Origin of the sequence: Natrinema sp. CBA1119, assembly GCF_002572525.1 — an archaeon.
Classification (GTDB): Archaea; Halobacteriota; Halobacteria; order Halobacteriales; family Natrialbaceae; genus Natrinema.
Genome location: NZ_PDBS01000008.1, coordinates 357,422 through 374,668, shown reverse-complemented (window position 1 = coordinate 374,668; position 17,247 = coordinate 357,422). Strand labels below are relative to the sequence as shown.

General features: G+C 63.4%; 17 protein-coding genes and 1 pseudogene. 11 read left to right on the top strand and 7 right to left on the bottom strand.

Annotated elements, in window-relative coordinates:
- Position 1: 1 nt before the first annotated feature.
- On the bottom strand, positions 2 to 1,348 hold the full coding sequence (locus CP556_RS24055; RefSeq protein WP_098728100.1) for an FAD-dependent oxidoreductase: 1,347 nt from the start codon (positions 1,346 to 1,348) through the stop codon (positions 2 to 4).
- Positions 1,349 to 1,525: 177 nt separating this feature from the next.
- Positions 1,526 to 1,792, bottom strand: coding sequence for a hypothetical protein (locus tag CP556_RS24050; protein ID WP_098728099.1), 267 nt, complete (start codon positions 1,790 to 1,792; stop codon positions 1,526 to 1,528).
- Positions 1,793 to 2,059: 267 nt separating this feature from the next.
- Between CP556_RS24050 and CP556_RS24045 the strand changes: the two genes are divergently transcribed.
- The 3 genes from CP556_RS24045 to CP556_RS24035 all read left to right on the top strand — a co-directional run bounded on the left by CP556_RS24045 (position 2,060) and on the right by CP556_RS24035 (position 4,869).
- Positions 2,060 to 2,500 (top strand): DUF302 domain-containing protein, encoded by a 441-nt coding sequence (locus CP556_RS24045; RefSeq protein WP_098728098.1) that lies wholly within the window; start codon positions 2,060 to 2,062, stop codon positions 2,498 to 2,500.
- 2 nt (positions 2,501 to 2,502) lie between these two features.
- The gene (locus CP556_RS24040; RefSeq protein ID WP_098728097.1) at positions 2,503 to 3,063 is read left to right on the top strand and encodes a class I SAM-dependent methyltransferase; all 561 of its coding nucleotides are present in this window, start codon (positions 2,503 to 2,505) and stop codon (positions 3,061 to 3,063) included.
- A gap of 123 nt (positions 3,064 to 3,186) precedes the next feature.
- Complete coding sequence (locus CP556_RS24035) at positions 3,187 to 4,869, top strand: multicopper oxidase family protein (protein WP_098728096.1); 1,683 nt, start codon at positions 3,187 to 3,189, stop codon at positions 4,867 to 4,869.
- A gap of 83 nt (positions 4,870 to 4,952) precedes the next feature.
- Here the strand turns inward: CP556_RS24035 and CP556_RS24030 are convergent.
- Positions 4,953 to 5,679 (bottom strand): annotated as a pseudogene (locus tag CP556_RS24030) (DsbA family protein).
- 200 nt (positions 5,680 to 5,879) lie between these two features.
- Complete coding sequence (locus CP556_RS24025; protein WP_176548336.1) at positions 5,880 to 7,760, bottom strand: polysaccharide deacetylase family protein; 1,881 nt, start codon at positions 7,758 to 7,760, stop codon at positions 5,880 to 5,882.
- A gap of 118 nt (positions 7,761 to 7,878) precedes the next feature.
- Between CP556_RS24025 and CP556_RS24020 the strand changes: the two genes are divergently transcribed.
- The 7 genes from CP556_RS24020 to CP556_RS23990 all read left to right on the top strand — a co-directional run bounded on the left by CP556_RS24020 (position 7,879) and on the right by CP556_RS23990 (position 11,821).
- A complete protein-coding gene (locus CP556_RS24020) occupies positions 7,879 to 8,427 on the top strand; it encodes a hypothetical protein (protein WP_098728094.1) in 549 nt (182 codons plus the stop codon).
- The gene (locus CP556_RS24015; protein ID WP_098728093.1) at positions 8,424 to 8,918 is read left to right on the top strand and encodes a hypothetical protein; all 495 of its coding nucleotides are present in this window, start codon (positions 8,424 to 8,426) and stop codon (positions 8,916 to 8,918) included. The genes CP556_RS24020 and CP556_RS24015 overlap by 4 nt, the downstream gene beginning before the upstream one ends.
- Before the next feature lie 192 nt (positions 8,919 to 9,110).
- Complete coding sequence (locus CP556_RS24010; RefSeq protein ID WP_098728274.1) at positions 9,111 to 9,470, top strand: ArsR/SmtB family transcription factor; 360 nt, start codon at positions 9,111 to 9,113, stop codon at positions 9,468 to 9,470.
- Positions 9,470 to 9,733, top strand: a complete 264-nt coding sequence (locus CP556_RS24005; protein WP_098728092.1) for a DUF7521 family protein — start codon at positions 9,470 to 9,472, stop codon at positions 9,731 to 9,733. Before CP556_RS24010 ends, CP556_RS24005 begins: the two co-directional genes overlap by 1 nt.
- A gap of 114 nt (positions 9,734 to 9,847) precedes the next feature.
- Complete coding sequence (locus CP556_RS24000) at positions 9,848 to 10,570, top strand: SCO family protein (RefSeq protein ID WP_098728091.1); 723 nt, start codon at positions 9,848 to 9,850, stop codon at positions 10,568 to 10,570.
- 1 nt (position 10,571) lies between these two features.
- Positions 10,572 to 11,159 (top strand): TlpA family protein disulfide reductase, encoded by a 588-nt coding sequence (locus CP556_RS23995; protein ID WP_098728090.1) that lies wholly within the window; start codon positions 10,572 to 10,574, stop codon positions 11,157 to 11,159.
- Complete coding sequence (locus tag CP556_RS23990; RefSeq protein WP_098728089.1) at positions 11,156 to 11,821, top strand: cytochrome c biogenesis protein CcdA; 666 nt, start codon at positions 11,156 to 11,158, stop codon at positions 11,819 to 11,821. Before CP556_RS23995 ends, CP556_RS23990 begins: the two co-directional genes overlap by 4 nt.
- A gap of 356 nt (positions 11,822 to 12,177) precedes the next feature.
- On the opposite strand, the gene CP556_RS23985 is transcribed toward CP556_RS23990, so the two are convergent.
- The gene (locus CP556_RS23985) at positions 12,178 to 13,101 is read right to left on the bottom strand and encodes a sulfite exporter TauE/SafE family protein (protein WP_098728088.1); all 924 of its coding nucleotides are present in this window, start codon (positions 13,099 to 13,101) and stop codon (positions 12,178 to 12,180) included.
- A gap of 332 nt (positions 13,102 to 13,433) precedes the next feature.
- On the opposite strand from CP556_RS23985, the gene CP556_RS23980 reads away from it, so the two are divergent.
- On the top strand, positions 13,434 to 13,805 hold the full coding sequence (locus CP556_RS23980) for a thioredoxin family protein (RefSeq protein ID WP_098728087.1): 372 nt from the start codon (positions 13,434 to 13,436) through the stop codon (positions 13,803 to 13,805).
- Between the two features lie 35 nt (positions 13,806 to 13,840).
- Here CP556_RS23980 and CP556_RS23975 read toward each other — a convergent pair whose 3' ends face one another.
- Both CP556_RS23975 and CP556_RS23970 read right to left on the bottom strand, forming a co-directional pair.
- Positions 13,841 to 15,625, bottom strand: a complete 1,785-nt coding sequence (locus CP556_RS23975; RefSeq protein WP_098728086.1) for a carbamoyltransferase family protein — start codon at positions 15,623 to 15,625, stop codon at positions 13,841 to 13,843.
- Positions 15,626 to 16,072: 447 nt separating this feature from the next.
- Positions 16,073 to 17,197 (bottom strand): MBL fold metallo-hydrolase, encoded by a 1,125-nt coding sequence (locus CP556_RS23970; protein WP_098728085.1) that lies wholly within the window; start codon positions 17,195 to 17,197, stop codon positions 16,073 to 16,075.
- Between the last annotated feature and the right edge of the window lie 50 nt (positions 17,198 to 17,247).

Genomic DNA, 17,247 nt, shown 5'->3' with positions numbered 1-17,247 from the left:
CTCACTCGAGCTTCCCGGCGAGAACCTTCGCCGCGGTGAGGATCGGATCCCAGACGGGGCTGAACGGCGGCGCGTACGCCAGATCCGCGTTCTGCAGTTCGGTGACGGTCATTCCGGCCGTCAGCGCCGTCGCGACAGTGTCGATGCGCTTTGCGCCCTCGCGGCCGACGACGGTGCCGCCGAGCAGTTCGCCGCTCTCGCGGTCGGCGACCAGCGTGACCGTAAGTTCCGCGCCGTCGGGATAGTAGTGGGCGCGCGACGACGCCGAAATCGTGATCGAAATCGGATCGAAGCCGGCCTCGCGAGCCCGTTCCTCGTCGACGATCCCCGTTCGGGCGGCCCCGAGGTCGAACGCCTTCACGATGGCGGTGCCCGCGATCTCGCCGACCGGCGTCGGGTCGCCGGTGACCGTCTGTCCGATCGCCCGTCCCGCGCGGTTGGCCGTGAGGGCCAGCGGGACGTGGTCCGGTTCGCCGGTTACGACGTGCATCGCCTCGGCGTTGTCGCCCGCTGCGTAGACGTTCTCGTAATTCGTGCGTCCGTACTCGTCGGTCGCGATGGCCCCGGTCGGCCCCAGTTCGATACCGGCCGTCTCGGCAAGTTCGGCGTTCGGTCTCACCCCGACGCCGACGATCGCGATATCGGCGGCGACTGTCTCGTCCTCGAGTGCAACGCCGTCAACCCGCTCGTCGCCGACGAAGCCCGACACAGCGGTATCGAGGTGGAGTTCGACCCCCTGCTCGCGCAGGTGGTCCTCGACGACCTTGGCGACGGCCTCACCGAACGGCTGGAGGACGTGGGGAAGCATCTCGTAGAGGTGGACGTCGACGCCGCGGGCCGACAGCGCTTCGGCCATCTCAATCCCCACGTAGCCGCCGCCGACGATCGCGGCCGTCTCGGGTCCGTAGTCGGTGACGTACTCCTCGATGGCGTCGGCCTCGTCCATGTCGTGGATGGTGAACACGCCCTCGAGTCCGAGTCCCTCGAACGGCGGTTCGATCGCGCTCGCGCCGGTCGCGACGAGGAGGTCGTCGTAGGGCTGCTTGTGGGTCTCGTCCTCGGTCTCGACCGTGACCGTTCGCGCCTCCGGATCGATGTCGACGACCTCCGCACCCGTCCGCAGGTCGACGTCCCGTTCCTCCCGGAACTCCTCGGGCGTCACGGTGACGAGGTCGTCCAGTTCGTCGACCGCCCCCTTGACGTAATAGGGCATCCCGCAGGCGGCGTAGGAGACCCACTCGCCCTTTTCGAAGACGATCACCTCTCGCTCGGGATCCTCTCGTTTCGCCTTGCTCGCGGCGCTCATTCCCGCGGCGTCACCGCCGATAACGACGAACGTCTCGGTCATACGTGAGAGGTAGGACGGCAGCGCAAAAAGTATTTCTGGAAATTCCCAATACTATACAATCAACTACGGCTATTGCTTCGGTGCAGTATCTGTCGTCACGAGTCTCTGCTCGACGAGTTCGGTACGGTCCGCAGCGTCATGATCTGTGTGGAAGCGTTCATCACTCAGGTCGACGGATCACTCGAGGTCCGCGTTTCGCTTCACGCCCGCGGATCGCTGCGTCTCCCGGTCAGCGTTACGGGCCGAACACGAGCAACTCGAGTGAAGTCGGATCAGGAGCCCGATGATACCGAGCACTGCGAAGATCACCACACCCTGTGCGATCCCAACGATCATCCCGACTGACGTTCCGCCGGCGATGGCGGCGGTCCCCGGTCCGACACAACAGAGACTCGCGAGCCCTGCCAGCCCGAGCAGCGATTGACTGGAGACGTCCGAACCCATACGTGAACTTGCAGGCAGAAGGTAATATGCGTTCGGCCGATTTTCCGAGTCAGCGATTGCGGTCTCGAACTGACCGCTCGTCGATCCCACCCGCGACGTTCCCATTCTCGTGTCGAACAATGCAGGAGGCTCTTGCACGCGATTCGTTTCCCGGTCTTCGCTGGCGCAGCGTTCGGTGATGTACTTCCACGAGTCGGTGGCGATCTCGTAGCGGTCGACGGTAAAATCCAGAACTGATTTTTGTGGTGGGCCCAATACTCTCCACGAATGACGCTGCCAATCGACCCCACCCGGATCGATCCGGACGACATCGGTGGGAAACAGACGACGCTCGAGATGGACCACGAGGACGCCATCGAACACGTTCGTGAGGTGTTCACCGACGCGGGGTTCGGCATTCCCGTCGAGTTCTCCCCGTCGGAACTGCTCAACGAAAAGGTCAATGCCGACCGCGACCCCTACTACGTGCTCGGCGCGTGTAACCCGACGGTGGCCGACCGGGCACTCGAGGCGACCGACGGTAAACTCGGCGCGCTGTTCCCATGTAACGTCGTCGTCTGGGAGGAAGAACCCGGTCGACAGCGCATCTACCACGTTTCGATCATGCGGATCGCGCGACTTGTCGGAATGGCACCGGACGACGACGAGATGGCAGACATCGTGGCGGAGACGGGCGAACTGGTCGATACTGCGTTCGAGAATCTGTAACCATGGGATACCACACCTTCGACGCGTCGCGGGCTGACAAGTTAGAGGAGGCCGGGAAGCGATATCGCTTCCTCTCGGCCGAGGAACTACTGTGGGCGCTTTCGCTCTCACCGGACGACACCGTCGCCGACCTCGGCAGCGGGACCGGCTTCTTCACCGACGACGTCGCCCCGTACGCCGGCGAGGTCTACGCAGTCGACGTCCAGGAGGAGATGCAGGATTACTACCGAGAGAAGGGTATCCCGGAGAACGTCGATCTCGTGACCAGCGACGTAAGCGACCTGCCGTTCGACGACGGCGGCGTCGACGCTGCGTTCTCGACGATGACCTACCACGAGTTCGCGAGCGCGGAGTCGCTGGCCGAGATTCGGCGGGTCCTCGCGCCCGCCGGTCGGCTCGTCGTCGTCGACTGGGCGGCCACCGGAACCGGCGAGAACGGGCCGCCGGTCGACGAGCGCTACAGCGCCGACGAGGCGGCGGACGCCCTCCGCGAGGTCGGGTTCGCCATCGAACACGAGGCCGTCCGACCGGAGACCTTCCTGCTGATCGCGGTGCTCGAGTGAGAACGCCGGCGACTCGTTCGAACGCGGTTTCCAGCCCCGAGGTCACGTTTCTCGGACGCGAATCGAGAAGAGCGCGCGCTGGCATGCCCTTCCTTTTTCCCGGCAGTTGTGGGCGGTTCTGTGATGGACGATACTGATCGAACCGTCCCACGACGGCAGGCGCTACGCATCGGCGGTGCGACGCTGTTCGGAATCGCGGGACTACCGAACGGGATCGGAATCGGAGCGGCCGCACTCGAGCGGACCGCACAGGGGGACGAGGACGGCGGGACCGGAGACGACGGCGGACTCGAAGAAACGCTGGTCGCCTCGAGCGGGGAAGTCGACGTCGGAGCGGACGAGAGCGTCGAGACGTGGCTGTACGAGGAGCAGTTCCCCGGACCGGAGCTCCGGGTCGGCGAAGGAGAGACGCTCCGCATCTCGCTCGAGAACGGGTTGTCCGAGGGGACGACGATCCACTGGCACGGCGTTCCCGTACCGAACCCGATGGACGGCGTTCCGGACGTCACGCAAGCGCCCGTCTCGTCCGGCGAGACGTTCGAGTACGAGTACGAGGCGTCGCCGGCGGGCACGTACGTTTACCACAGCCACGTCGGGTTACAACTCGACAGGGGACTCTACGGACCGCTGATCGTCGAAGAGGAGTCGACCCACGTCGAGTACGACCGCGAGTACACGTTGCAGCTCGACGACTACCTCGGGGAGGAGCCGGCGCTCGACTCGATCGAAGCCCCGCCGGGCGGCGGTGGCATGGGCCCCGATGGCGGGCCAGGCGGAGATGGCGACGGGATGGGGCCCGATGGCGGGCCAGGCGGAGACGGCGACGGGATGGGGCCCGATAGCGACGGACGCGGTGACGGTCGCGGACCGAACGATGGAATGGGACCGGGTAGAGACGGCAACGGAATGGGACCGGGTAACGGAATGGGTCCTGACGACGGCATGAGTCCCGGCAGTGACGGCGGACCTGGCGACGGTCCCGGGCCCGGCGACGGCATGGGACCGGGCAGTCAGATGATGGGTCAGCGACCCCCGTACGAGGGACTGCTTGTCAACGGCCGCCTCCCCTCGGATCCGGCCGTATTCGAAGTCGAAGAGGGCGAGCGCGTTCGGCTGCGGTTCATCAACCCCAGCAGCGCCACGACCTATCGCGTCGGGGTCGGCGGCCACTCGCTGACCGTCACGCACGCCGACGGGCGACCGGTCGAACCCGTCGAGGTGGATTCGTTCGTGATGAGCATGGGCGAGCGCTACGACGCGATCCTCGAGGCCGACGCCCCCGGCGAGTGGGCCGTCGTCGCCGAACCCGTCGTCGGCGAAGAGGACCCCGCGGAGGCGAGACTGCGGTACGCAGACGCCGCCGCCGACGGCTCTGTCGACCGGCCGCAGTTCGACGGCGACGAACTCGAGTACGAGGATCTCGAGGCGCTCGAGCCGCTGGATCTCGACGGGGAGCCGGATCGAACGTTCGACCTCACGCTGTCGGGCGGGATGATGGGCAGCGCCGACGCCGACGCGTGGACCATCGACGGCGAGACGTATCCCGACGCCGACCCGTTCGAGATCAGCGAGGGCGACCACGTCCGCGTGCAGATGGTGAACCGCAGCCCGGCGATCCACCCGATGCACCTCCACGGCCACTTCTTTCAGGTCGGCGACGCGGTCAAGGACACCGTCCTCGTCGCGCCCCGCGGCGATCAGGTGACGTTCGACTTCCTGGCGGACAACCCCGGCGACTGGCTGTTCCACTGTCACAACGTCTATCACCTCGAGCGAGGGATGGCACGCGTGTTCGAATACGAGTGACGGCGGCCGCACGATCGCGCGAGGCGGTCGCCGATCATGTCGACCGATCGGTCGTCGGACGCTCGTCTCGATCGCGACTGATCTCACGCGTCTTCGATTCGTTCGATCGCCTCATCGAAGCGCTCGATGGGCTGTGCGCCGACGAGCGTCCCGACGGATTCGGAGTCCGGATCGAAGACAGCGAACGTCGGCGTCCCCCGAACGCCAAACGAACGTGCTTGCTCGTTATCCGCGTCGATCTCGTCTTCGAGCGCCGACCATCGATCGTCGAGACACGACTCGAGCGAGTCGGCGTCGACGCCGTCGACCGAGCGCGTGTACTCGAGGAGGTTCTCGGCTGTAGCCCAGCCGGAGTTCTTCTCGCCCTGTTCCTCGAAGATCGCCGCGTGCCAGTCCCAGTACGTCGATGGGTCGGCGTCACGAACTTGGTCCCACACGCACTTGCCGGCGATCGCGGCCGTCATCGAGTCCGCACCGAAGTACGGCAGTGAGATGAATATGATTCGAACCGTCCCCTGTTCGACGTACTCTCGAACGAGGTCGGGGAGCGTCTCCCGTTCGAACTGTTCGCAGAACGGACACTGGAAGTCCGTCCAGTAGTAGATATCGAGCGATGCATCGGACGCACCCATAATCGGCTTTCCCCGCAATTCGACGCCGAGTGGGGACGTCTCGTCGCTCGAGTGAAACGACGGGGAGAGGTCGTGAGCGGTGTCGTCGGATCGCGTGAGATAAGTAAGCGCCGCCGACGCCGAGAGTTCCAACGAGACCTGTAACGAGAGCGCGACGAGACGGCTGATCGAGCGACATCGATTGTTCGCGCTCACGTTTACGCTACCCGCCCTAAACGGATCCGCCGATTTGCTGGGTCAGCAAAATTGGATCGAGAGCTCGTCCGTCCCGTTCCGATTCGCCCATTCGGTCACTCCCGACGGTCCGACGATGAGCAGTGATCGAACAGCGGAAACGGTGTCGAGCGCAACGAGTGTTTCGAGCGATCGAATCCAGTACTACGAGTCCACGACCTCGAGCGTCCAGTCGCCGTCGGCCTCGACGTTGAGCCAGACGGGGCCGCCCGCCTTGTACGACCGCGAGTTATCGAACTCGCCGGTCCGGTGGACGAGTATCTCCCGACTGCCGTCCGCATCGTAGCCGTCGACGATGAACGTGCCGTCACCATCGTGTGTCGCGACGACCCTGATGCCGCCCTCGGTCCACAGCGGCCCGACGAACGCCGATCCCGTCCCGGTCGCCTCGAGCGGAAGGTCCTCGAGTTCATCGCTGTCGACCGTCGGCTGTGAGAGGTCGATCGACCATGCGCTGTCGGCGTCGACCTCGAGTCTGTAGGCGTCGTCGTCGACGGCCATGATCGATTCGCCGGTGGCATTCCCGGACGTGGTCAGCAGATTCTCGTTGCGTCCGGTACCGTCGGGTTTCGTCACGTCGACAGCAATCTCCCCGCCGTCGTGGGAGACGTTCGCCACGAGGATCCCCTCGTCGAGGTCGAACGTGGCGGTGTCGCCAGAGCCGGATCCCTCAAACGTGTGGGACTGGCCCGCCTCGAGAATCGTTCCGCTCGGTCGCTCTCTGTTCTCGGTTTCGTCGGTGCCGTTGGCGCGCTCGAACGTCTCGTCGACCAGATCCGAGGGAGTGATGACGTCGAGGCCGCGGTGCTCGATGTGATCGAGGAGCAGTCCGAAGTCGTCGAGTGACATCCGATTTTCGTTGACACCGATGTCTTCTTCGTCGACGATCCGCGGAACGCGCACCACGGTGAGATGGTTGTACTGATCGGAAAGGTTGGTGTGGCGGCGAACACCGGTGTGAAGTGCGGGACCCCAGATGAACGGAATCATGTGCATCTCGGTCGGCGGCACGCTCGTCGTTCCGGCGTTGTACAGGAACGTTGACTCGTGAATCTCTCTCGCGAGGTCGTAGGTCGTTGCATCCATTCGGTCCTCGGGAACGAACAGGTGACGCGATCCGTCCTCGAAGCCCTCGTCTGCGAGCGCGTCTCGAGCAGCTTCGAGGACCTGTCGCTGCTGGTCCTCGGACTGTTCCGGCAGGGGCGTCGACACCTGTGGGAGCGAACAGACGTCCCAGCCGCGGTCTCGGAGGTCGCGTAATTCGGTGCGCCCCATCCGACCGGCAGCTCCGATTTGCTCGGGGCTGACCGGAACCGCCGCGGTCCAGTCGCGCTCCTCGAGAATCTCGGCCGCGATGTCGTAATGCGAACCGTGGCCGCCGTAGAACGCGAGGATTGCGGCACCGTTGGCGGCCGATTCGGTTCGGCGAAGGTCGTCGACCAGCAATTTGGTCGGTCCGCCGTCCGGCCCGTCCGCGATGATATTGAGGCCGGTGACGTTCGACAGGTCCGGGTCTTCCCCCGGCTTCTGCTGGTAGCCACAGTCCATTCGGAACCAGCCGTCGTACCCGTCCGGAACGATTCGAATACTGGTGAGGCGTTCGCTCCGCGTCGGTGCGAGGAACTCGACGATGATCCGATCGGCGGATTCCGGTTTGACCGCCAGCGAGGTGTCCCAGTCCTCGAAGTCGATTCCGTCGTCGAACCGAACCTCCATGCCGGCCGTCGCCTCGTCGCTTTCGACGACCGCCGCTTGGGATCCGAGTCGCGCCTCGTCGGAAGCGGCCGAGAGTTTGCCAGTTCGGGAGGACCACTCGTCGAGATCCTCGAAGTCAGAGACTACCTGCCCCGTCTCGATAGCGGGCCAGTGCGTGGGGCCGGACGACATTTCGCCCCTGCCGACTCCGTTGCCGTCGTCGTCCGATAGAATGTCCATACAGCCAGCGACCGTCGTCGATGCGGCACCGAGTGCGGCGAGCATTCGCCGTCGAGACGGCCCCTCGTTTGCGTCGCGTTCATGACTCATTGTAGATAGGTTACTCGTCGTTACGTTCTCTCTCCGATGGCGTAAACGGAACCGTTGATTTGCTGACCCAGCAAATCGGAGTCGGTGATTTCAGTCATCCCTGCATCGGTGCAGCTAGATGTTCACGCGCGATTCGATCAGCGGGTACCTGACGAACCTCGCTGCAGCGGTCTCGTACCCGTTCGAGACGTGGCGAGGGACGATCGGACTGGTACTCGTGACGGTCGCCACCTACGTTCTCCTGATCCTGAGTACGATGCCGGGATTCTCGCTCCAGATGCTCGGCGACGGATTCCACTGGTTCGAGTACGTCCTCGTCTCGCTCACGGAGACAGTTTACCGGACCGACGGCTGGTCGGGGCTCGCGGTCATCGTCCTCTACGCCCTGCTTTCAGGTGTCGCGGTCGTCAACGCCGTTGCGCAACTGCGGATCGTTGGTCTCTCGAGTCTCACCGATCTCTCCGGCATCGTCCCGGGGCTCCTCGCGTCGGGCTGTGCGAGCTGTGGTGCCGGCCTCCTCGGCTTTCTCGGGTTCGCCGGTGGGATGGCAGTGCTCCCGTACGACGGCGCGTTGCTTCGCGTCAGCGGGCTCGCCCTATTGGTGTTCTTCCTCGGACGTGCGGGCCATCCGGAACACTGTGTGATCACGACGGAGGCGACGAAATGACGGCACACGACTTCGTCCGATCGATCCGATCGGATCGGCGAGCGATGCTGTGGGGAACGGCCGCCGGAATCGGCGTGGTCCTGCTGTTCGGCCTCGTCACCGGTCTCATTCCGAACCCGCTGTACGTTCGGATGGTCCCGCGGACGCCCGTCGACTACCTGTTTCTGCTGTTGACCGCGCTGCTGGCGGGCGTCTACGCGGCACAGCGACTGGCGACCGAAGTGGTCGATCCCGACCTCGAGGGTGACGACGAGAGCGAGGCCGGCGGTGCGAGTAGCGAGGATCGCTGGGCGCTCGGCGGTCTCGTCGGCGGGTTCCTGGCGGTCGGTTGTCCGATCTGTAACGTCGCCCTGCTCGCCCTGTTCAGTTCGTCCGCGCTTATGACGTACTTCGATCCGTTACGACCGGCCCTCGGTGCGCTCTCCGTGGCGATTCTGGCGGGACTGATCTACGCTCGCCATAGGCGGTCGTGTCCGGCCTGCACACCGTGATGCGTTCGTCGACGTGGTCCGTGCGCTCGAGGCGTTCCGGTTCGATGCCGTCTGGTTACCGTTGGGAGACGAAACGGACGACGAACGTCCGTAGTCACGAGTACCACCCGAGTGTGGGTACAAGACAGTGACGACGATTTGCTGAGTCGGGGAATCGTGGCCTATTTGGCACTGAACGACGGGGTCTATCGTGTGCAACACGGAGGCTCCTCGGATTCGGCGGAAATCTTCCAGATCCTCGCGGACGAGTACGCACGGAAGATACTCCTCGCCGCGGATCACGGGCCGAAGACCGCGAAAACGCTCAGCGAGGAGTGCAACGCCTCGCTCACGACGATCTATCGGCGAGTGTCGACGCTGCAGGACCACGACCTCATCGAGGAGCGGAACACCGTCGATACGGACGGCTCGCATCGAAGCGAGTTCCAAACGTCGCTCGAGGAACTCCACGTCGATATCACCGATGGCCAACTCTCGCTGACGCTGGAAACGCGCGACGAGCTCGCTGACAACTTCACGTCCCTCTGGAGCGATCTCCGGGGTGACGACTGATGGAAGCGTCGTTCGTGATCGCCAAACTGTTCACGTTCGTGCTGAGTCTCGGCGTCGCGTATCTGGCGTATCACGGCTATCGTCGCAGCGGTCAGACGCCGATGCTGTACGTCTCCGGCGGGTTCGTCTTCATCGGCGCCGGCGCGATCTGCGAGGGGCTCATCTACCAGGTGTTCGGGACGACGATCGCGTCCGCCGCCCTCGTGCAGGCGGCCATCGTTTCGAGCGGGATGGTGCTCGTTCTCATTTCGTTGACGAAGTGATATCGCACCTTCCCGAGCGACATTCGCGCTCTTCGTTCACCCTTGCCGCTGTCCCTTTTTCCGACTCGGGGAATCGTCGTACTGGATTTACGATTCCCACCGAAACGTCGACGTATGAACCGGCGTCTCTGGCTCCGATCGATCGCCGCCTCGAGTGTCGCTACCACAGCGGGCTGTCTGGATTCCCTCTCGAGCAACGAGGGGCAGGCAGACGACAGCGACGGTAGTGAACGGGAGCATGCCGACGGAGCGGTTCTCGGCCCACCGAATCAAGATCTGAGCGAGTCGTCGCATCCGAGCTACGGCGACGACGTTCCGTCGGTCGAACTCCCCAACCAACTGACCGGTGAAACCGTCTCGACGAATCAATTCGAGAGCAGCCGGGCAGTTTTGATGACATTCTTTTATACGTCGTGTCCCGATGGGATGTGTCCCGCGTTGATACTACGACTCCGTCGTGCACAGGAAGTTGCCGCTGCCAACGGGTACGGTGAGGATGTTCAACTGCTCGCGATGACGTTCGATCCGGAACGTGACACGGAAGACGCGCTTCGAACGTTCGCCGACCAGCAGGGGGTCGATCTCGAGGCCGGGAACTGGGACTTCCTCAGACCGGAGCGGTACGAAACGGCGAAAGAGATCTTGACCGACCGGATCGGGTTGCCGCTCAAGAAGGTCGATGCCGAGAAGTACGATTCGCTCGAGTATCAGTTCCCCCACTATAATTTGATCTTGCTCGCGAACGAAGACGGGATCGTCGAGCGAGCGTATCCCCGAGGTGCAACGGTCGAGACTTCACGGGTAGTCGCCGATCTCGAAACGGTGGTGAAAGCGTAAGATGCGCAGGCGAGATATCCTCGCCGGAGTCGGCAGCCTGGGTACGATCGGTGGCGCAGGGGCGCTGGCGATACGCGGTCCACCGTCGTTCGGAGATGGAACAGACGAGGCCCAAAGCGGGAATTCGGATGGGACGGGATCTCCGGACACCGAACCGCTCACGATCGAGACGATCGATGCGCCGGGAAGCGAAGCCGGCGAGGTCCGTGTTCCGGCGTCCGACCGACCGACGTTCATCGATTTCTTCGGCACGTGGTGTCCGCCGTGTATCGAACAGATGCCCGCACTTGCGGTGGCGAACGATCGCATCGGTGACGACGTGCTGTTCATCTCGATTACGAGCGAAGCGATCGGCAGATCAGTGACGAAAGCGGAACTGGTCGACTGGTGGGAGAAACACGACGGGAACTGGTCGCTCGGTCTCGATCCGACTGCGGAACTGACTGCACGGTATCTTGCGGGTGGCTATCCCTCCGCCGTCGCGATCGATACGTCCGGACGCGTTCAGTGGTCGGACACCGGCGTCAAAACGGCGGACGAACTCGTGGCGGGGATCGAACAGGCGCTCGAGGCAGGGACGGACGCGTGATCGACGTATCGCTTCTGTCGACGGTCGTCTTCGCGCTCACTGCCGGCGTCGCGACCTTCTTTAGCCCCTGTGCGTATCCGTTGTTGCCGGGATACGTCGGGTTCTACGTCAGCCGAACGGACGGCGACGATGCGTCACTCGGTGGGGCAACGATCCGGGGAATCGCCGCAGGTAGTGGCGTTCTTGGAACCCTCATGGCCCTCATCGGGGTGACGTTCGTGATCGGCCAGCAGACGCTATCGAACCTGACGATCTTCGAGTCGCTCGTCGGCGGACTGCTGGTGGTCTTCGGCGTACTCGTTCTCGCCGGTCGCGCCCCCTCGCTGTCGATTCCGCTTCCGGAGCGGCGCTCGAGCGTCTTCGGATTCGGGCTTTTCGGCGCGGGCTACGCGCTCGCTGGGGCCGGTTGCGTCGCGCCCGTCTTCCTCGCGGTGGTCGCCCGCTCGCTGTCGCTGCCGACCGAGGCGGCGGCGCTCGTCCTGCTGACCTACGTCGGTAGCATAGTCGCCCTGATGATTGCGGTGACGGTCGCGACCGGAATGGGGCTGGTCGCGAGTGCGGGTCGGTTCGCGGCCTATTCGGAGCACCTGAAGCGACTCGCCGGATGCCTGATGATCGTGGCAGGGGTTGGACAGCTCTATCTGGCACTCGTTGTCTATTAGCAGTAATAGTAGCATGATTTCATCAGACAGAATAACTCGTGTAATTCACGGTCAGTACAGCAACCTCTTTTGCCGGGGTCCTCCCTCGTTCGTTTCACTCACTCGGTCGAACCCCCGGCAAAACCCGTTGATGCTGTCAGAACGCAACGCGTTCTGACTGCTAATCAGAACCGCTTTGCGATTCTGATGATGCCAAAAGGCCGCCGTCACGGGGTTTCACCCCGATCCGGCGGTGAACCGCTCGCTTCGCTCGCGGATGCTCGGTCCTCTCCGCAGCGTTCCATTCGCACGTGTCGAATCAAGTGATCCAGTTTCGGGGACCGTTTTGCATAACAAATTCGTATTACCGTCTACTGTTAGAAGAACAGCGCTGGCACGGAGTTGCGGAAGATGTTGAGCGAGATAACGAACAGGAGTCCGACGACGAACCAGTTGAACGCGCGCTCGTCGAACTCGAGGCGTCGGAGATACGTCCCCAGTAGCAGGCCGACGATCGTGACGACGGCGATCATCGACCCGAGCCAGAGCCGGTAGGTCGTCAGGAGATCGGTGAACAGCGCCATCTGTACGATACGAACCGTGAATATCGTTCCGAGAACCATCGCCAACCCGCCGATGTATCGCTCGGCGTCCCGCTCGAAGGTGTGAAAGTACGCCGGGAGCAACGGCCCGAGATTCGCGAAAGCGAGCAGAAAGCCCTGGGAAAACCCGGCCGTGCCGAGTGCGATGGGATGGTGTGCTTCCTCGACCGTCACGAAGTTCTGCACGACCTGAAAGACGACGTAGCCGAGGAGAACGAGACCGATAGCGAAGGGGACGAGCGGTCCGGCGCTGTACGTCGCCAGCGCTGCGACGCCGATGACGGTCCCGATAACGGCGAGCAACAGGAGCGACCACTCTTCGCGAACGAACGACCGCCCCGTTCCGGTTTCCGCGATCTGGAACATATTGAGCATCCACGGGGGAATTGCCAGGACGACGACGGCGACGGTCGGATCGACTACCGTCGCGAAGATCGGTGTCATGATGAGCGAGTAGCCAAAGCCGGTCATCCCCTTGACGATGCCAGCGACGATCGCGACCAGGCTCAGTACGGCGAGCAATCCGACTGAAAGTTCGGACTGAACACCCTGTCCGACGTTCTCGAAACCCGGGAAGAAGACGATCGAGGCGACGAGGACGGTCAGCGTCGCGCCGACCATCGTCACCTCGCGGTACTGGAACTCGAAGAGATTCGTGACGAACTGTTCGACGTCGACTGTAGATTCGGGAGCACTCATACTAGTTCGAAGGCGCATCTCGACCGCTCGAAATCGCCGTTTCGAGGACATCGGTCGGCCACCCGTATTCCACTGTGCGATTCGGCGAGATTTATCGAAGCCCGAGTTAGCGGTACTCTGGAAAATCGTCGAATTAGACCTTCTCGAGCTTGTTTCCAGGGACACTCTAGAAATAGCTCTGTCGTCAATAGAGGCAACATTAGCCATCACTGTTCCGATCGTCGGCACACGGTCATCATAAGTCCTCGTCTGCAGAGCGATCGACCGAGAGTGCAATAGTATTGTGCATTTTCTACAAAACACTGAAATGCGTTCGGACCCTAGCAGTGTCGATGACCGAACCCACACCCTCGGAGCCGACCGACGACGGTCGCGCGACCCAGAAACCAGTCCAGCTACACGACATGGCCGACTACGACGACCTGCTCGCGGCACACGACCTCGTCTTGCTCGAGTTCGTTACGTCCGGCTGTGGAATCTGTGCGTCGATGGAGCCGGTGCTCAGCGGGGTCGCGCGCAGCGCACCCGGCGTCGTGGCGACGGTGAACGCCGGTCTCGTCCCGGATCTCGCCGCCGAGTTCGGCGTCCAGAGCGTCCCGACGCTCGTCGTCCTGCGCGACGGCGAGGAAGTCGCCCGTCTCGACGACGGGTTCCAGAGCAGTGAAACGCTCGTGGACGTACTCGAGACGCACGCGGCGAACTGACGTCGCCGACGACTGTACCGAAGATCAGATTGCTGCTACTGCTGTACCGGGTTCGGCGCGCCTCCCGAACGAAGTGGTAGTTCCGAACGCCGATCCGTTTTCGTCACGTCTTTTTCGACTACGAGGTCCTCGAGGACGAGCACGTCGAGTCCCATCCCGTAGAAGTCCTTGATCGCCTGCGTCGGCGTCCGGACGATCGGTTCGGCGTGATCGTTGAACGAGGTGTTGAGGACGACCGGTACGCCCGTGATGTCGGCGAACTCGGAGATGAGCCGGTGATAGCGCGGGTGCTGGTCCTCACGAACGGTCTGGGGGCGCGTCGAGTCGTCGGCCGGATGCAAGACGGCCTCGAGTTCGTCGGTTCGCTCGGGCCGGATATCGTAGGCATCGATCATGAACGGTGCCGAACCGCCACCGATGAGGTATTCCTCGGCGGCCGACTCGAGCATCGACGGCGCGAACGGCCGCCACTCCTCACGGTGTTTGACGAACCGGTTGACCCGGTCGCGAGACGCGGCGGTGCGGGGGTCAGCGAGGATGCTCCTGGCACCGAGCGCTCGCGGCCCTAGCTCCAGCCGTCCCTGGAACCAGCCGACGAGGTCGCCGTCGGCGAGCCGTTCGGCGACGTACCGCTCGAGGTCGTCCGGTTCTCTGTACTCGAGTTTGTTCGTTTCGAGGGTCGAGTGGATCTCCTCGGTGTCGTACTCGGGACCAAGGTAGACGTCCGTCTGGTGGTCGACAGCCAACGGCGGCTGCTGGGACCAGCCCGCACCGAGCGCGAGCCCGGCGTCGTTCGCGACCGGCTGGACGAAGACGTCGTCGACGTGTGGCGACTCGCGGATGCACTTGTTCAACTTGCAGTTCAGCGCGACGCCACCGGCGATCGCGACGTTCGCCGTGTCCAACTGGTCGATGGCCGTTTCCGCGATACCCACCACCGTTTCCTCGAGCAGTTTCTGGGCGGTGTGTGCGAGGTCTTGCTCCCACTGGTCGAACTCGCCGGGCGTCTCCGTTCGCGACCGGTCGAACGCGTCCTCGAGGATTTTGACGCCGTGGCCGGTCCCCCAGCGCTTCGTCAGCTCGGTGACGTCGTAGTCGGCGCCCGTGTCGATTAACTCGCGTAGGACGCCCTCTATCTCCGGATTGTCCTCGCCGTAGGGTGCCAGTCCCATCACTTTCCCCTCGCCGTTGAACATCCGGTAGCCGAGGAACTCGGTCACGACCGCGAAGAAGAGACCGAGACTGTTCGGGTGTTCGTAGGTGTACGCGCGCGTCAGGCCGTCCTCGTCGCCGCGCCAGACGGCCGTCGAGTCGTACTCGCCCTTCGCGTCGACCGTGAGGACGACGCCCTCGTCGAACCCCGACGGGTGGAACGCGCTCGCGGCGTGACAGCGGTGATGTGAAATCGTTTCGATCGGCGGCACCGACGAGTCGATCGACTCGAGGCGGTTCTCGATCTGTCGGGTCGGGACGAACCGACTCCGAACCTGCGTGATGAGCGTCTCCTCGAGTGCAGTGAGTTTTCGTCCGACTCCGGGCGCTCGGATCGCATCAGAGACATAGTGTGAAGCGATCTTGCCACGGAGCTGCGGCTCGTATGGAAGAAAGATACGATCCAGGTCCGGAAGGGACAGGTTTCGATGGTCGAGACACGCCCGAATCGCGTGTTCGGGAAACGTCTCTGTCGCGTGTTTGTCCCGCGTGTATCGCTCTTCCTCGACGCCGAAGACGGGCGTCCCGTCATCGAAGAGAACGGCGCTCGGGTCGTGCTGGCCGTAGAGCCCGATCGCCGGTTTGAACGCGAGTTGATAGTCAGTCATGGCTCGTGAAAGTAGCGTACTATAATCCAACCCGGGAGACGGCAAAACAACGCTGACGATTTGCTGACCCAGCAAATCGTCGGCACCGTAGTCGTGTTCGTTGTCGACCTGGTGCTGGTGGGCCACTCTTTCACGTCTCTCGACGCGATCGAGCACTCTGCCCGGGACCCGCCCAGCGCGACGCCCGCGAGCAGTTCACCGACCGTCAGTGTCAGATACCGCTCGAGGCGTATTCACGTTTCTCGTCGAAGCTTCTCCGACAGCAGAGAGCTGTAGTCCCGATCGAACTGGGTACCGGTTCATGAACAAGAAAACTGTTCACTCGGGGCCGGAACCCGCTGGGCCGCACGTTCGTCTTCCAGTTCCCGTTAGCGAACCCGAACTGTGCTGTCACGACGGCCGTCCAGCGCCTTGACGACGGCGTGACCGTTCCAACGACTGCCGACGTTAATTTGCGGCGCAGTTGTTCGGCCCGAGTTCGAGCGCCTCGACGTCGCCGCCGGGTTGCTCCCTGCCCCAGTTGATCTGCTTGATCTCGTTGTAGTTTGCCGGTTCGTCCGTGAGGCTCTCGACGATCGTCTCGACGAACGCTTCCTCGTCGTCGTCCTCGACGTAACTCAGGAGTTCGTTGGTCGTCTCCGCCCGGAGGTCGCCGAGTTCGGTCGCCAGCGGACGAATCGACTCGTCGCTGAAGTGACCCGGAAGGACGACGGTTTCGTCCTCGAGGGCCGTCAGTCGCTCGAGGCTATCGAATAGCCGGCTGGCGGCCTCGCGGACGGCGTCTTCCGAGCTATCCTCGAGGTCGGGGCGGCCGACGCTGCGGAGGAACAGCGTGTCACCGGACAGCAGCGCGTCGCCGAACCGGAACGAGACGCTGCCGGGCGTGTGTCCGGGTGTGTGGAGCACTTCGAGGTCGCGGTCGCCGACGGAAATCGTCTCGCCGTCCGCGAGTTCCGTGACGTCCTCGAGGTCGCCGGCGTCGTCCCCGTGGAGGTAGTATGGGACGTCGAGTTCGCCGGCGAGCCGACGAGCGCCCGAGACGTGGTCGGCGTGGGCGTGGCTGTCCGCGACGCCGACGATCTCGAGGTCGCGCTCGTCGGCCGCGTTCAGATACCGATCGACGTACTGGCTCGGATCCACGACGACGGCCTCCTCGCCGTCGTGGGCGAGGTACGAGACGCAGCCCGTACCGGGACGGACGATTTGAACGACGCCGTCGGTGGCGTCGACGTCGTACTGGCGGTGGACGCGACCCCAGCCGTTCATGCCCTCGTCGACCGATTTCGCGTCGAATCCGTGCTCGCGGAGGAACTCCGCGGCCCGCGCCGACGTGATGCCGGCGACGCAGACGACCGCGATTTCCGTGTCTTTCGGGAGCTCGTCTAGGTGCCCCTCCAACGTCGAGTAGTCGTATTCCAGCAGTTCGTCGTAGATCGGGACGTTCGTGCTTCCGTCGATCCGCCACTCCTCGTAGTCGTCTTCGTTCCTGACGTCGAGGACGAAGAGATCGGCTGCATCGTTCTCGGCGATGCGTCGAGCGACCGCTGCCGGATCGAACTTAGTATTGCTCATTACACCCAATTCTATGGGATAGTGCTCCTTAAAGTCGTTGGTCGAGTGCA

Excerpts from the sequence above, each read along its gene's own strand:
- CP556_RS24055 (WP_098728100.1), bottom strand. The coding sequence starts at position 1,348 with ATGACCGAGACGTTCGTCGTTATCGGCGGTGACGCCGCGGGAATGAGC.
- CP556_RS24050 (WP_098728099.1), bottom strand. The coding sequence starts at position 1,792 with ATGGGTTCGGACGTCTCCAGTCAATCGCTGCTCGGGCTGGCAGGGCTC.
- CP556_RS24045 (WP_098728098.1), top strand. The coding sequence starts at position 2,060 with ATGACGCTGCCAATCGACCCCACCCGGATCGATCCGGACGACATCGGT.
- CP556_RS24040 (WP_098728097.1), top strand. The coding sequence starts at position 2,503 with ATGGGATACCACACCTTCGACGCGTCGCGGGCTGACAAGTTAGAGGAG.
- CP556_RS24035 (WP_098728096.1), top strand. The coding sequence starts at position 3,187 with ATGGACGATACTGATCGAACCGTCCCACGACGGCAGGCGCTACGCATC.
- CP556_RS24025 (WP_176548336.1), bottom strand. The coding sequence starts at position 7,760 with ATGAGTCATGAACGCGACGCAAACGAGGGGCCGTCTCGACGGCGAATG.
- CP556_RS24020 (WP_098728094.1), top strand. The coding sequence starts at position 7,879 with ATGTTCACGCGCGATTCGATCAGCGGGTACCTGACGAACCTCGCTGCA.
- CP556_RS24015 (WP_098728093.1), top strand. The coding sequence starts at position 8,424 with ATGACGGCACACGACTTCGTCCGATCGATCCGATCGGATCGGCGAGCG.
- CP556_RS24005 (WP_098728092.1), top strand. The coding sequence starts at position 9,470 with ATGGAAGCGTCGTTCGTGATCGCCAAACTGTTCACGTTCGTGCTGAGT.
- CP556_RS24000 (WP_098728091.1), top strand. The coding sequence starts at position 9,848 with ATGAACCGGCGTCTCTGGCTCCGATCGATCGCCGCCTCGAGTGTCGCT.
- CP556_RS23995 (WP_098728090.1), top strand. The coding sequence starts at position 10,572 with ATGCGCAGGCGAGATATCCTCGCCGGAGTCGGCAGCCTGGGTACGATC.
- CP556_RS23985 (WP_098728088.1), bottom strand. The coding sequence starts at position 13,101 with ATGAGTGCTCCCGAATCTACAGTCGACGTCGAACAGTTCGTCACGAAT.
- CP556_RS23980 (WP_098728087.1), top strand. The coding sequence starts at position 13,434 with ATGACCGAACCCACACCCTCGGAGCCGACCGACGACGGTCGCGCGACC.
- CP556_RS23975 (WP_098728086.1), bottom strand. The coding sequence starts at position 15,625 with ATGACTGACTATCAACTCGCGTTCAAACCGGCGATCGGGCTCTACGGC.
- CP556_RS23970 (WP_098728085.1), bottom strand. The coding sequence starts at position 17,197 with ATGAGCAATACTAAGTTCGATCCGGCAGCGGTCGCTCGACGCATCGCC.